This window comes from Butyricimonas sp. RTP31003st1_G1_RTP31003_210430, from assembly GCF_040920905.1.
In the GTDB taxonomy this organism is placed as follows: Bacteria; Bacteroidota; Bacteroidia; order Bacteroidales; family Marinifilaceae; genus Butyricimonas; species Butyricimonas paravirosa.
Window position 1 is genome coordinate 1 of sequence record NZ_JBCOSQ010000095.1, and the last position, 14,554, is coordinate 14,554.

Annotated in this window: 17 protein-coding genes; all 17 read right to left on the reverse strand. The window is 42.2% G+C overall.

Annotation, left to right across the window (positions count from 1 at the left end; genetic code table 11):
* Positions 1-443: N-acetylmuramoyl-L-alanine amidase (locus AB5542_RS19680; RefSeq protein ID WP_368243368.1), on the reverse strand; the 443-nt coding region annotated here is incomplete at its 3' end.
* 11 nt (positions 444-454) lie between these two features.
* Positions 455-826: a 3TM-type holin gene (locus AB5542_RS19685; RefSeq protein WP_087419109.1), complete on the reverse strand. Its 372-nt coding sequence runs from the start codon at positions 824-826 to the stop codon at positions 455-457.
* Between the two features lie 301 nt (positions 827-1,127).
* Positions 1,128-1,262 carry a HepT-like ribonuclease domain-containing protein gene (locus AB5542_RS19690; protein ID WP_118304588.1) on the reverse strand — a complete coding sequence of 45 codons (135 nt, stop codon included), beginning with the start codon at positions 1,260-1,262 and terminating at the stop codon, positions 1,128-1,130.
* A gap of 6 nt (positions 1,263-1,268) precedes the next feature.
* A complete protein-coding gene (locus AB5542_RS19695; protein ID WP_087419111.1) occupies positions 1,269-1,562 on the reverse strand; it encodes a nucleotidyltransferase family protein in 294 nt (97 codons plus the stop codon).
* 112 nt (positions 1,563-1,674) lie between these two features.
* Complete coding sequence (locus AB5542_RS19700) at positions 1,675-2,067, reverse strand: LytR/AlgR family response regulator transcription factor (protein ID WP_087419112.1); 393 nt, start codon at positions 2,065-2,067, stop codon at positions 1,675-1,677.
* A gap of 169 nt (positions 2,068-2,236) precedes the next feature.
* Positions 2,237-3,418: a DegT/DnrJ/EryC1/StrS family aminotransferase gene (locus AB5542_RS19705; RefSeq protein ID WP_340278467.1), complete on the reverse strand. Its 1,182-nt coding sequence runs from the start codon at positions 3,416-3,418 to the stop codon at positions 2,237-2,239.
* An 87-nt stretch (positions 3,419-3,505) separates the two neighbouring features.
* Positions 3,506-4,144 carry an acetyltransferase gene (locus tag AB5542_RS19710; RefSeq protein WP_279040823.1) on the reverse strand — a complete coding sequence of 213 codons (639 nt, stop codon included), beginning with the start codon at positions 4,142-4,144 and terminating at the stop codon, positions 3,506-3,508.
* Between the two features lie 116 nt (positions 4,145-4,260).
* On the reverse strand, positions 4,261-4,878 hold the full coding sequence (locus AB5542_RS19715; RefSeq protein ID WP_279040824.1) for a sugar transferase: 618 nt from the start codon (positions 4,876-4,878) through the stop codon (positions 4,261-4,263).
* A 6-nt stretch (positions 4,879-4,884) separates the two neighbouring features.
* Positions 4,885-5,550 carry a PIG-L deacetylase family protein gene (locus AB5542_RS19720; protein ID WP_279040825.1) on the reverse strand — a complete coding sequence of 222 codons (666 nt, stop codon included), beginning with the start codon at positions 5,548-5,550 and terminating at the stop codon, positions 4,885-4,887.
* Between the two features lies 1 nt (position 5,551).
* Positions 5,552-6,625: an ATP-grasp domain-containing protein gene (locus AB5542_RS19725; RefSeq protein ID WP_279040826.1), complete on the reverse strand. Its 1,074-nt coding sequence runs from the start codon at positions 6,623-6,625 to the stop codon at positions 5,552-5,554.
* Positions 6,626-6,628: 3 nt separating this feature from the next.
* On the reverse strand, positions 6,629-7,834 hold the full coding sequence (locus tag AB5542_RS19730; protein ID WP_279040827.1) for an alanine racemase: 1,206 nt from the start codon (positions 7,832-7,834) through the stop codon (positions 6,629-6,631).
* An 8-nt stretch (positions 7,835-7,842) separates the two neighbouring features.
* Positions 7,843-9,039, reverse strand: a complete 1,197-nt coding sequence (locus AB5542_RS19735; RefSeq protein WP_279040829.1) for a glycosyltransferase family 4 protein — start codon at positions 9,037-9,039, stop codon at positions 7,843-7,845.
* 48 nt (positions 9,040-9,087) lie between these two features.
* A complete protein-coding gene (locus AB5542_RS19740; protein WP_368243370.1) occupies positions 9,088-10,149 on the reverse strand; it encodes a glycosyltransferase family 4 protein in 1,062 nt (353 codons plus the stop codon).
* Between the two features lie 106 nt (positions 10,150-10,255).
* A complete protein-coding gene (locus AB5542_RS19745) occupies positions 10,256-11,380 on the reverse strand; it encodes an EpsG family protein (protein ID WP_279040834.1) in 1,125 nt (374 codons plus the stop codon).
* A complete protein-coding gene (locus tag AB5542_RS19750) occupies positions 11,362-12,360 on the reverse strand; it encodes a glycosyltransferase (RefSeq protein WP_279040835.1) in 999 nt (332 codons plus the stop codon). The genes AB5542_RS19745 and AB5542_RS19750 overlap by 19 nt, the downstream gene beginning before the upstream one ends.
* On the reverse strand, positions 12,344-13,477 hold the full coding sequence (locus tag AB5542_RS19755) for a polysaccharide pyruvyl transferase family protein (RefSeq protein WP_279040836.1): 1,134 nt from the start codon (positions 13,475-13,477) through the stop codon (positions 12,344-12,346). The genes AB5542_RS19750 and AB5542_RS19755 overlap by 17 nt, the downstream gene beginning before the upstream one ends.
* Before the next feature lie 6 nt (positions 13,478-13,483).
* Positions 13,484-14,554, reverse strand: a 1,071-nt coding sequence (locus tag AB5542_RS19760; RefSeq protein ID WP_368243372.1) for a Coenzyme F420 hydrogenase/dehydrogenase, beta subunit C-terminal domain, incomplete at its 5' end; no start/stop codon positions are given.

A 14,554-nucleotide genomic window follows, 5' to 3' on the forward strand; every position in this document is an offset into this window, starting at 1 on the left:
ATCCCGAACTGCCCCTCGGTAAAAGAATGCCAGTATCTCGCCCTCCCCTCTTCTTCCGTTGTGTACACTTGATCGGGAGAATATTCCCGCCCGAAACTCGAATAATAGCGGTCCCCCACGCGTTGCAACTCCCCGGCATTATCCAGTTCGATCCCAATCGAACAATCATTCAGATTCACCCGCCCGGCATGGAAACTCTTCCCGGCGTGCCAGGCCTTCACGTCAAAAGGTAACAACTGGAAAACCTCCGCATCCCTTCCAACCACCACGTGAGCGGAAACACTCGTGTCCGGCCGACCCAAATAAAGTGCCGATGAAATCGCCCCGGCCCCAACCGTACTATGTAAAACAATCGTATCCACACGAGATAGTTTCACCTTACACTTTGAACACTGCAAGTACTTCACGTTATCCCCGAACAACAAATTCTCAATAATTTCCATGACACCCCGTTTTATTTCCATTTCCTTGACAACAAACAATCCGTCACCTTCTCCCCGCTTCTCCCGATCACGTATCCCCCGAGCCCGATCTCCAGCAAATCCCACAAACGGGAACTATCGGACAACAACGTCGATTCCATGAACATCCCCGACAAAATCACCAACGCGAACGCCAACATCACGATAGGGCGCCAAGACCTCTGCAACCAATTTCCCCGGGCTTCTTCCCCCACCGCCGCCGACTGCTCCCGCACCAGCTCACTCTTGTAACGATACACCAAAGATTGAATCTCTTCCTGAATCTTCTGCTTTTCTTTCGAAGAAACCGACAACCGGTTCACGATGTCACCGATCTCCCTAATCACGTTCTGTAATACACCCATAATCTTTTATTTTTAAATTTGATATACCAAAAGTACACCCCAGAACGCCCGTTACCAACCATAATATCCGAACACACTCATTTATCATCCGAATGACAGGAAAATTCATCCGAACAGACTTTTTTCTCCACATGCAATTATCTATACCCGCAAAAAACTTAAATGACAAAGCTACCGTGATACATAGGAAAACAAAAAAAAGTATGACAAAAGCCTTAACACTCTCGTCACACCCTTATTATCGAATACTTTATCTCTACAATTTTATCCGAAGAAACACCTCAAGTTTTAGTCACTCTCTTTACATTCTAGATAACTCCACATCACCTTGCACCTGAAGAAGCACATCCCGCAACAACGGCAAATCATCATGTATCGTTTGAAAAACAATTTCCGCATCTATCTCGAAATAATGATGAACAATGATGTCTCGCATCGCTTATCACACATAAATACCCTCCTTCTCTATTCGTTCTCGCAAAAAAGCGTTCATGTGATCCCGTAAACGCACAATATCAACCCGGCATCCGAACAATTGTTCCAAAGTATTTTTCAAGCTTCCAAGACGAAACAATCCCATTGGGGGACACTCTACATACACATCCACGTCACTCTCCTCCGTTTGCTCTCCCCGTGCAACAGAACCGAAAATCCCGATACGGGATATTGCATAATGTCCCGCTTCTTTGTTTTTAAACTCCTTCAACAACTCTATGTACTCTTTTGTGGATTTCATACACGTGTTCCTTTCTTGATTACTATCAACAAAAATAAAAAAATAAACCGACAATACAAAGCGTAATGGGGATAAGGTCACCCCACAAGAATGATTAACAAATATTCTTCCCTTACATCTCCTTATCCTCTCGCCCCTTTTTCACCCGTCCTAAATCCCAGAAATTAAAACACCCGAAGACCGCCGCTCGGTAAGGTGGACTGACTGGAAGCACGCTCTTGCCGATACAGATCGCTTTCCCGATAAAACCATCCACTTCGCAAAGGTTCACGATATAACTCCGGTGTACCCGCCGGAACATATCCACGGGCAAAAAAGGCTCCAACATCAAAAGAGGGTAAGCAATCGACAACCGGGGCTTATCCCGACGGTGAATATAACAATAACACCCCGAAGCCTCCACGTACAATATCTCCGAGTAAAAACACCTTTCCCTACGTTCACCCTGACGTACAAAAAAACAGTCTCGCATGAGACCTCTCGTCTGATCATTCGTTTCTTTCATAACGATTATTTTTATATCTCGCAAAATGACCTTTTTAACGGTAAAACGCTCTACGGCAAAACATCTAGAAACGAAAAGGGTATAACGAAAGTGTAAATCACTTTCGTTATACCCTTTTTCAAGAATAATATTACTTCTATATCCTTTTCAAAACTTCACCTCTTCCTAATTATAAATTCTGTCGAATTTGTTCTACAATATACCTTACGTCATCATCAGTAACACACGGACCACTTGGTAAACATAAACCACATCGAAACAATGATTCACTAATCCCATTAACGTAATACGGGTTATTTACATAAATGGGCTGTAAATGCATCGGTTTCCACAGCGGACGACTCTCAATATTGGCAACATCCAACGCTACCCGCATTGCCTCCACGTTACAATTGGGTTCACAAACGGTCTGCTCGTAAATATTTTCCTCACCTTTAACGTGTAAATCCGGGGCAAACATGACCGTGCAAAGCCAAAAGTTACTATCATAACGGGGAGACGGGTTCTCGTGGAGGGTTATCCCTTCAATGCCCCCGAACAATTCCCGATACAACGATTGCACGTGCTTGTGGTGGGCGATATGCTCGTTAACCACCGTCATCTGTCCCCTACCGATTCCCGCACAGATATTACTCATCCGGTAGTTATAACCGATCTTTTCATGCTGGTAGTAAGGATAAGCCTCCCGTGCCTGCGTGGCGTAAAACATGATCTTCTTTCTCGCCTCATCGTCCGGGCAGATCAAGGCTCCCCCGCCTGAAGTGGTGATCATCTTGTTCCCGTTGAACGACAACACCCCGTACTGCCCGAATGTCCCGCAGACACGACCGTCAAAACGACTCCCGAACCCTTCCGCGGCGTCCTCGATCACCGGGATTTCATATTTATCCGCTATCGCCATAATTTCATCTACCCGCCCCGGCATCCCGTAAAGATAAACCGGGACTATCGCTTTCGGTTTCTTACCCGTTTGAGCCATTCGGTCCTTTATCGCCTCTTCAAGCAACGCCGGGTCCATGTTCCAACTATCCGGTTCCGAGTCCACGAAAACCGGGGTCGCCCCCAGGTAAGTCACGGGATGAGCCGAGGCACAGAACGTGAACGACTGCACGATCACCTCGTCACCACTTCCGACACCGCAAGCCAGCAACGCAAGGTGTATCGCCGCCGTTCCGGCAGAGAGGGCGACCACCTCCTTGTTATCACCCACGAACTTCTTTAAATCCTCCTCGAAACCGTTCACGTTCGGCCCCAAAGGTACCACCCAGTTCGTGTCAAAAGCCTCCTGGATAAAAGCTTGTTCTTTACCTGACATGTGTGCAAGGCAAAGATAAATTCGTTTATTATTCATTACACTACATCAATATCTTACGCTGATACCTGTATAAAAACGTCTCCAAGGATATTCTTATACAAACGTCTCAAATGGAATATTATTTTACTTGATCACTTTTGCGGGAATCCCCACGGCAGTACACCTTTCCGGTAAGGATTTCGTCACCACAGCACCCGCACCGATAACCGTACCCATCCCCACAGACAACTGGTTTATTATTTTAGCTCCGGTTCCCACGTAAACTTCCCTGCCTATAACCACGTCCCCGGATATATTTACCGAGGGCATAAAAGAAGAAAACTCCCCGATATCCGTGTCATGCCCCACGGTACAACCCAAATTCAAAATCACAAACTTGTGGACGACAATATTCACTGTGAGAATATTTCCCGCACATACAATACAACCGTCTTCAATCTTTACCCGTTGACTATCACCAATCAACACAGAAGGATGAATTAAAGAGGGAAAAGACAAATTTGAATTATGGATTTTCTCAAAAACGGTCCTCTTTATTCCCGGATTCCCCAAGGCAATAATTAAAGAAAGAGGGTTTTCCCAACTATTTAAAACGTCAACATTCCCAATGACCGGGTAATTATTAACAACCTCCCCCTTTTTCTTACCGTCATCAAAAAAACCGATAAAATTATATTCTTTTCTATCCCGGTTCACTTCTTCCACCAAGGTAAGTACTTCCCGGCCGAATCCGCCAGCCCCGTATATTGCAATATCTTTCATGTCAACACGTGTTATTATTGAGAGCAAGCCTCCCAAAAGTTAATTTATTATTTTATCTCCCTGATAACATTATCACCTATGCCACGACAAAAAACGCCGGAATCAACCACCATGTCTTAATCCCCTTTAATACTGCCGCGTTCAACATCCAAGGGCCTCCGTTCAAAGCTGCCATACCCCGTTGCATTTCGCTTGAAAAGAATTCTGAACACCCCCACCATGATCTTTAAATCCAACAACAAACCGCCCCTTTCCGCGTAATTGGCCTCATATTCCAATTGCTTATCCCAAGGTATGATAGGACTCCTGTCAACAGAATCGGGAGTAATCAACCCTCCCCTCACGTCGAAACGTTTTTTCTCATATTCAGAATAATAGCTATCATATCTGGGGGGTAACGGGCGAGGCCCGATAACAGACATATCACCTTTAATAATATTGATCAATTCGGGTAGTTCATCCAAAGAAGAAGAGCGTAGGAATCGTCCGAATCTCGTGGCTCTCTGATGATCCGGCAAAAGTTTCCCGGAAGAATCACAAGCATTCGTCATGGTTCGAAACTTTATCAATTTAAAACGCCGCATTTTTTTACCGGTTCTCTCTTGAGTAAAAAAGACAGGAGAACCCAGATTCAGCCGGACCAATACCGCCAAAACGAAAAGCAAAGGACTGGACACGACCAACAGCAATAATGCTGAAACAAAATCAAACACCCGCTTAACACACCTATACATACAGGATTATTTTAATTCTCTGATAAGCATAAACGCTTCCGCCGCATTCCAATGCATCAAAGCCCCCCTATATTTGGCCAATGCATCTATCGCCCCTTCCGACCGGGCATCGGGGAACGGACTTACCTGCAGACTAAAAAAAGACAAGGCTTTCTTTTTCAACTCAAGCGTATCACTTATATCTTCAAAAACATTCGGTATAAATGCATTCTGCACGTTGGGAGTATTCCAATCCGTTTCCGACATCGTCTCATATCCCAAGATTCTTTTTACTTGCGGCTTATATTTCGGGCGCAAAGCCACCATACATGCATCAGCAACCACACTATGATCTTTCTGCATATCTCCATAATGCGGGATATACACCTCATCTGGCATAACCTCTTTGACCACATCCAATACCTTTCCGTTCAAATCAAACCGATTGACAGATTCTAATTGAACTGCCGGAAAATCCAGGAAGAAAGTCTTTTTTATACCTATGAATTGATGACAAGCCACTGCATCCTCCACATTCTTATTTATCCGTTCAATGTCAAAATAAGGCGGATATCCCCTTGTCACCACACACACGTACACCTCATTCCCCTGTTGAATATTTTTTATTATCGTTCCCCCGCACCCCAAGATTTCATCATCAGGATGCGGCGCAAATACCAATAGCCTTTTCATATCAAAAATCTATTTTTTCCCCATTAGGATTTGTAAAGATTTCACCGTAACGACGCTTTATGCGTGTCCCATACACCACCTCAACCTGAGGTAAAGTCTCTCCCAACAATTGTTTAATTCTTAAATACCTAAGATTCAATCCCCCTGCCGCCAAAAGGGATAAAGTCGCCGTCGTCCGGGGGTTAATATCCATGATAACGGCTTCCCCCTTTTCATTCCTCATAAAATCAAAGCCGACATTTCCATCCATTTGCAGCAGTTCCACGATGTCCGAAGCGACTTGATAGGCATGCACATCCTTTTTGATTACACTCTCCTGAGCAATACTCATCAGGCTGACCACGTTTTCCCGTCCGGCAATATACAGGACTTTCCCTCTTTCAGCCAACAAGTCAACCGTAAACTCCGGGCCATGCATATACTCCACCAACATCATTTCCTCAAGCCGTAAAGCACTCTCCAAAATGGCAAGCATATCCTCGTATGAAGTATAAAAACTATTCGGTTTCTCGTATGCAAAAATCTCATAACGAGACTTACTGGCATCAATAATCCTTACTCCCCGGCTACCGCTACCGTTTACCACCTTAATACAAATCGGCTTTTCCGGGTATCCCATGTATTTACATCCTTCAATAAAATCTTTCACGGAACGGACAGCATAATACCTCGGAACCGGAATCCCGGCTTTCTCCAATTCCCGATAAGCATATAGTTTATTATTCGCTATGTTTACCGACTCAAGATTCGAAATAGACAATATCGTCCCAATTTCTTCAAATTCAGCCTTGCGTTCCGCCACCTTTGTCACTTCGGCGGATATACTTGGAAAGTATATATCGACATGCTCTTTTTTACAAATTTCCAGTATTACATCTACATAATCCGGGGCATCGACAGGCGGAACCTGATAAAATACATCCACGATATATTTTGCACTGGGATCGGAACTCATATCCGCACCAACGACCTTTATACGGCGTTCCCCGTTATTTTTCAGGCTCTTGTACTCTCCGGGCATTGACGGAGAACTTGTTGCAGACATTAAAATCGTTATATCTCTTAATTTTCCCATTTCTTATTCGAATTTGAATGTTTGAAAAATATCATCAAATGTTTCCGCACGTTTTATCTCCACGACCGCATCTTCTTCCGTCAATGCCATGACAGGACAATTCGGCTGGATAAACGGAGGTTTATAAACAATAGAATAACCTCCCACATTCCTGAACTGTATTACATCCCCGACAGACAGACTTTCAGGCATTTCCCTCATGAGAATGTCCTGTTCCAAACAGGTATAACCGACAACATCGACCGGGGCCGCCAATACTTCCCCGGCATCATTTCCCTCAATCACCGTGTAAGGGCACCGCATCATGTGTCCGGTCTCCCCCACATGGTGATAATCACTGTCAACAACCGCATAATGCTTTCTGGCAATAACTTTTAACCCGATTACAGACGTGAAGAGGGACAAATACCTTGAAACAACTGTCGTCCCGGGCTCCGTGAACAGAATCGGTTTACTCTCACAAGCCCCATAATGTTTTGCCATCGTCCCTGCCACCACCCGCGCGTATTCCTCGTAAGTCGGGACCTCTATTGTAAATTGCTCTTTCAAATAATCCTCCATATCCGCAAACATACCGCTACCCAGATCAATATATTCCGGTATTCCGTCTATATACTTGTCTGCCGCATAAAGGATATTATCTATCCTTTTTTGCCAAGCCGACAAATGCCTCGCACGGCTAACGTGCATGTGAAGGCCGACAAGCCTTAGATTCGGCTGCCGTTTTATTTCATCCACAACCTGCTGAATATCCTCACTATCTATTTGAAGGCCGAAACGTGAAATAAAGTTCGCCCCTATATCAGAATTTATCCTCAAACCTACTTTCAATTGCTTGTCAGGATGATGCTTTGCCAGCGCAATCACCCGTTCCGCCTCAGCAACACTATCTATATTGGAAATCCCTCCACATAGAATATGATTTTCCATTAACACCCCTTTACAGGGACCATTGTAAATGATAAAATCATGCGAATAACCGATCTTCAAAGCCAATGTCAACTCCATATCCGAAACGACCTCCGCATATCCTCCAAGCCGTTTCACCAACAGGCAAACATGAGGCATATAGTTGGTCTTATAAGAATACGCAAGCGTATAATTCGGATAAATATCCTGAAATGCCTTACAAAGATGTTGATAATTCGCTATAAACCCCTTATCATCAAACAAATAAAAAGGCGTCGCATACTTTTTTATAAACTCCATGAGCTCTTTCATTTTATTGCATTTTCCAAAACGTTTGCCACTTTTGCCGAAAGAAGGCTTTTATCGTACACCTCCAATGACAACCGCCTTGAATTTTCACCCCATTGTTTAAGCAACTCTTTATTATCTTTCACCTCTAGCAATTTATCCACGAGATCATTCGGGTTATCGGGGTCAACAAAGAATCCGCAATTATCTTTTTCAACCAAATCCTTAGTCCATCCCGATGAATTTACAATGACGGGCTTCCCTGCTGATAACGAGTCAAACAATTTATTCGGGGAATTTGTCGCAAGGATCGGTACATTATTAAACGAAACAATACTTGCATCACAGCAATTTACAATTTCAGACACCACCTCCATTCCGTGATCACCGAGGAACTGGACATTCCTAAGCCCATACCCCTTTACCATATCTTTTAACATAGGTTGCGTCGATCCGTCACCGAGAAATATGAAGTTCAAATCGTCCGCCCCCCGTTCTTGTACCACCTTCGCCGCATTTACGATATATCCCAAACCATTGGACGCTCCCATTGAACCAAAATGAATAATATTGAATTTATGAATATCAATATCAAACTTTGCCATAATTTCCGGCGACGGGCTCCTCGGATAGAATTTATCCGGTTTTGCCATATTGGGAATCATCGTACTCTTTGATTTAGAAATACCAACTTTCAAAACACCCTCCTCCATGCCGGGAGACAGGGATATGACGTGTTCCGCCTTTCCGTATGACATCTTTTCGAGCAGGCGCAACGCCCACACAACAACCGGGTTATCCACGCCTTCCTGAATAAGTGCTTCCGGCCATAAATCCCTGACTTCAAATACATATTTCCACCCTTTCAGCCATTTCAATGCAATAGCCACGGCCCCGGTTGTCAATGGAGTAGACGTCGCAAACACCAAATCCACATCTTTCTGTCTGCAACCTTCCCCGATCGCTTTAAACATAAACGAAATAAACGATTTTATCCGGGATAAAGCCGACATGTAATTATTATACTCGTTCTTAATATAGTGAACTTCTATGCCATCAACGTGTTCTATGGCAGAATCGGGATGATTCTTATTTGAACCTGTAATCATCACGACCTGATGCCCCCGCTTTATCAACTCTTGGGAAATCCAATAGGAACGGGTTCCCCCCGGTTCTTCAGGTGTCTTAAAATACTGATGGATATATAAAAGTTTCATGTATTGAATGTTATTTAATTTCAGGAAATATTATTTCCTGTCTAGCAATTATTTAAGCAATGGCTTCACTTTATTATAAAGCTCTATGTATTTCTTGGAAATCTCACTCCACCTAAATTCATCAAGGGATAGTTGTTTTATATACTCAACCTGTTTGGAGTAATTCTTGATTATCTGTTCCAACTTATCGGCAATGTCCCGGACCGACCCGGATTTAGCATGAAACCCCACGGTTCCTTCCTCGAAATACCGATCTATACCTTGTCCTTCCGTGTACAAAATAGGCAATCCCTGAGACAACGCCTCTATATACACAAGCCCGAATGTTTCATGATGTGAAACCATCGTGAATATATCGTAGTCTTTCAAATGCTCCACCAATTCCTGTTTTGACATCCGGGATCTCAACTCCACCCATTCATAACGCCTTTGGTACTCATTCATGAGTTTATTATACGGGGTCAGGTCATTCGCCTTTTGCCCTATTGCAGTAAACGTCAGGTTATACCCCTTCTCTCGTAACAATTTTACCGCCTCGATCACACCATGAATATTTTTTCTCTCTGAAAAGTTCCCAACGAAAACCAGTTTTTTAGGAAATATATGGTAATGATATTTTCGATTGGAAAGATAGACTAAATCAATACCATTCTGTAACATTCCAGACTTTGCCATAACAGATTGTTTTTTCCGTTCGGGTATACAATTATTAAAGAAATACTGCTCATAAACCTTTGAAATAAACAACACATAATCAGCATGATCAAGAATTTTCTGAAATACCCCTCTTTGCCAAATTAAAAAACGGTAATACACATTCACATCTGTATCTCTGATTGCCGTAATATAAGGTATCCCTGTTTTCTTCTTCAACACAAAAGCTACCCCCCCTCCTAGACATTGAGTTGCACTATGTACCAGATCAACCGAATGTATATCCGGAATTGTTTCTTGCACATCTTTTAATAACACCCGCAACTTCGATTTATAAAGAAATTTATGGCGATTATGAAGCACGAAAGACGTGTAAACTTTCACATTATCAGGTAAATTTTTATCAATATCAACCGTTTCATAAATTTTCAGAGGGACATAAACAGATATACACATATCTGCCCTACACTGAGCGATTGCAAACACCAGATTACGATGTACTGCAGACTCGTACCAATCATTTGTTACGTACAATATATGCATAAAAGGCTACAGAAAAAATTTATTTTAAGACGTCAAAATAAAATTGATACAACAAGTGTGAATTTTTCGTCCACAAGGTAATACTAATATAAAAAGCTAAGATTATAGAACTCAGCATTATATAGTATAACAGCTTATTATATTTATTATAGCAGCTCGTTTTCAAATAGTAGGCAAAATAAGCCCACATGATGGGGATAAAAATATAGAAGTACCTAAACGGGCGAGACAGAACGACTATATTATCCGGAAAAATATTCTTGGTGATAAGGGCGATGATGAATAATGTATAGATCGTAATAAATTTTTTGTCGTTAAAATACATTTTCATCTTAGTTGAACACAGGATAATACTAAGATTAATTAAATTTTTCCATATATCAAAAATACCACTTCCACCTGAAATTGAATCGGAGAATAAATCTCGATTCAAATAACTATCATACCCTATTTTCATAGCATAAAAGCTAATAAGTGGTTCTATTTTCAAAAACACAGACTCCAACGACATCCGTACGACAAACACGGATATAAAAATAATCACTTGCACCTTTATATTTGAAAAATAGTCTTTTCTCAGAAACAATAAAGGATATAAAACCACCAAAATCACCGCAGACTTATGGAATGTAATCGCCAATGCCATAAATACCACCATCCACACGTATTTTCGCCTATTAAAGCATTCTAACGACAAAAGCCATATACACATGGCTGTAGCCTGCCTAATTCCATTTACCCAAAAGAACCATTCATTAGACACAAACAACATCAACCCCAAATACGGCAACAAAAATGACTGGCGCTTAAAAGAAGTATAGTAACAAAAAATCTGAATAAACGCCAATATCCCAAAGAAATAAGCAAAATGCAAATGATAGGATTTACAGGTATCCATCAACCAAGCAAAACCTATTTCAAATTGTTGATTGGTTCCGTACAAATAATCATGAATGTATCCGACATGATCTGTTCCGACATCATACCTCAAGCCGATAATAACAGCAAAGAACAATATAGGAAACCAAAAACAAACTTCTGACTGTCCATTCCCTTTATGATATTTTTTAGCCCGATAATACATCGTTCCAAAGAATAAAATCACAATAAATAACGAACTATAAATTATAAAACTCTGAACCATTTAGCTAGAATCTGATACTTAACAACAGAAGACAAGTAAAAACAATACGGGAAAGCATTAAGTATCCAAACTTTCCACGAGGGTATATACCGTATAGGAAGATATTTCCCCATCTGAAGTTCCTCTGACAAAAAATTATAATCTACATTCCGTGTACACACCGTATTATAAATCAGCATACTCAAAAAACCATATAATCGATGGTACAAGCGTTTTTGTCCCGTTTCTCCCTGAAAACGCTCATCCAGCAATAATTTTTTTATATAATCCAACGAAGCTGTCGTTTCTTCCAAACGTCTTTTGGAAAACGTCGTGGACGCACTGTTTACCCGTTCTTTCACCATGTAAAAGTTCATATCAAAGAATTGGGTTTTCGCAGAGCACAAATCACACAAACAATAAAAAATCGCATCTTCCCCATTCTTAATTCCCGCAGGAAACCGGATTTGATTTTGAACTATAAAATCCCGTAAATACACGCCCCCACATACAGAAGAACGAGTATATCCCCTTGAAAAAATCTCCAATCCCGTACCGTATTCCCCGCTTGAAAAGAGATGATCCCACCGGTAACACTCCTGCACGACATCCTTTATATAGTGTTTTATCGAACGCATGACCAACACATCCGGCACGTTTATTTCCAAAAATTCAAACACATTTTCCAGTATACCGGGATAAATTTCATCATCAGCATCCAGAAAAGTAATATATTTCCCCGCAGCATGCTTTATTCCATTATTCCTTGCCACTGAAACCCCACCGTTTTCCTGCTGGATGATTTTTATATTAGTATGTTCCGAGGCGTATTGATTCACAATATTCATGGAACGGTCAGGCGTACCGTCATTTACAACAACGACTTCATACAATCCCTCATCCACGCCTTGCTTGTACAAAGAATCCAAGCATGCGGAGATATATTGTTCCACATTATACACAGGAACTATGATAGATAAAATTTTATTGTTCAAGTCCATTTCGTAAAAAATTCAAAGAAACAGCACGCATCGCCTCCAACTTGGCGTTTACAGGCGCAAAATCTATTTGAGTCTCCATTAACTCCCTCACACACTCAACGTTCTTTATTAACCGGGACGACAGATTGAACATTTTCAATAAGGATATAAACCGTTCTAACCCTCTCTCCCTATTCCCGATAACGATAAACGGTTTATTAAATAAGATCGCAAATGCCACCCCGTGAAAAGAATCGGTCACAACAAATTCCGAACGGTTTAATTTATTTATCCAAGAATCAACAGAGGGATATACGCAGTCATTGATATCACACCTTCCGCTTTTTATATAATAGGTTTTAACATTTCCTTCCTCTACCGGTAAATTAAGCTTCTTTGAAACAGCCTGAACAATATCGACCTTACGTTCATCCCTATCCAGAATATAGGAAAAAACGATCGGGGATTTATTAACCGATGGACGAACGGCATGAAGATAATCTGCCGGACGGAGCAACATCGTCGGATCGAGAACTAAGGTTGCAGTTCTTTCCAACACATTTTCCGACAAATTCACAAGGAAATCTTCCCTCACGGAAACAGCCCGGAATGTACGTGCCAATTTTTTGCATTCTTCTTTCAACCGTTCATCCACGGCAAACGACTGTTTTCCACAGGATGCCGCGTAAAATAATTTGACCACGTTGTCCCTGTCCACAAAGTCCAAAAACGAACCGGGGCAATATGACGGTAACCAAACCTGATCGCTCCCGACAACATACGCATCAAATAAATATTCTTTATCTATATCCTTCAATTCGTTATTGTAAACCTTTCGGGTCGTACGAATATTCCGGTCTACAAAAGATTGGGTATGCCGGGATATTTCCCGGTACTCCCCGTCGGAAACCAAATGATTCCATCGAATAGAAACCTCTTTTTTATCCCAAAAATATTCTTTCAAGCGTTTCACGTAATTTACACAATGATGCGGGAAGCTTTTATACCCACCCTTAGCATGCCTGTCTATGGTCAAGACATCATACCCCATATCCATTAAAACTTTCTGCAATGCAAACGCCTGCAACAAGCCCCCGTAATTCGTTTTCAGAGGATGTGTAAGTATTCCTATTTTCATGTATTATTACCGTTTAACACCCGACATTCGTAACACCGCCCGGAATTTACGTTTCACCCTTTGCGCAAAAGAGACTCTACATATATCTTTTATCTTCTGATGAAAACTTTTGCTATCGGCAGTCCAGAACACGGAGCGGCCGATTGGCACGGCACAAGAATTCGTCAAGGCGGAGTTCTTGCCACGCACATCCTCATAAGGCACAGGGTACAGCTCCACCGCAGTTGCCTCAAGGGCAACCCGACCTTTAGGAGTCCCGACAAGGACGGCAGAAATACCCCGGTCATCATCAAGTTGAGGCATCAACGAAGCTATCCCCCAGTAATCGCCAAGAGTAATATCGGCAGCACTTTTCCCATTTTTAGCCGGACAGGCATAGCATGACGGACGCAAATAAAGATTACTCAGGAATCCACTCAAAAACGAGCTTTTACGAAGCGGGTACGAAAACGAAACCGCCTTTGCTTGGGTAGAGGATATCCCTACCGTGAGATCGAAAGCAAAACTAAAATTCTTCCAACCCTCTTTTTTATCTCTAAAACGTATACCTTCAATCCGACATCCCTCCTCACGGGCAAGGACATCTACTTGGGGAATTAAAGGAATAGGACAAGGAACAAAACGGTAACCATCCTTACCAATCACTTTGGCAAGTTGTTCTCCCATATACCAACGGAATACTCCGGGTGAAGGAGTTCCATGACAAATACAATCAACCGTGAGGAGATGCTCATAATCCTTATCAAGAAACCTCTTTAGTGCGGCAATCTGACAAGGAGTACCGGAATAAAGGACTTTACGCCCTCCTTTAAGGAACCGTTCCGCCTGCTTAAATGTATCACCAACAACACTCTGCACATATTTAGAACCACGGAAAGCAGCAAGTCCCTCGCAAGTTTCCGTGTAATCATGAACAACTTCCCAATGCTCGTTCCACCTAGCACCAAACACCACGCCTCCTTCATTCAGAACCGTCTCTGCCAGTGCAGTAAATACCCCGCCGGAACTGCTCGTTCGACGGATCTCTTCATCCGGATTCTTTGCCGCAAACACTTCTAACGGGACACGGGCTTCACC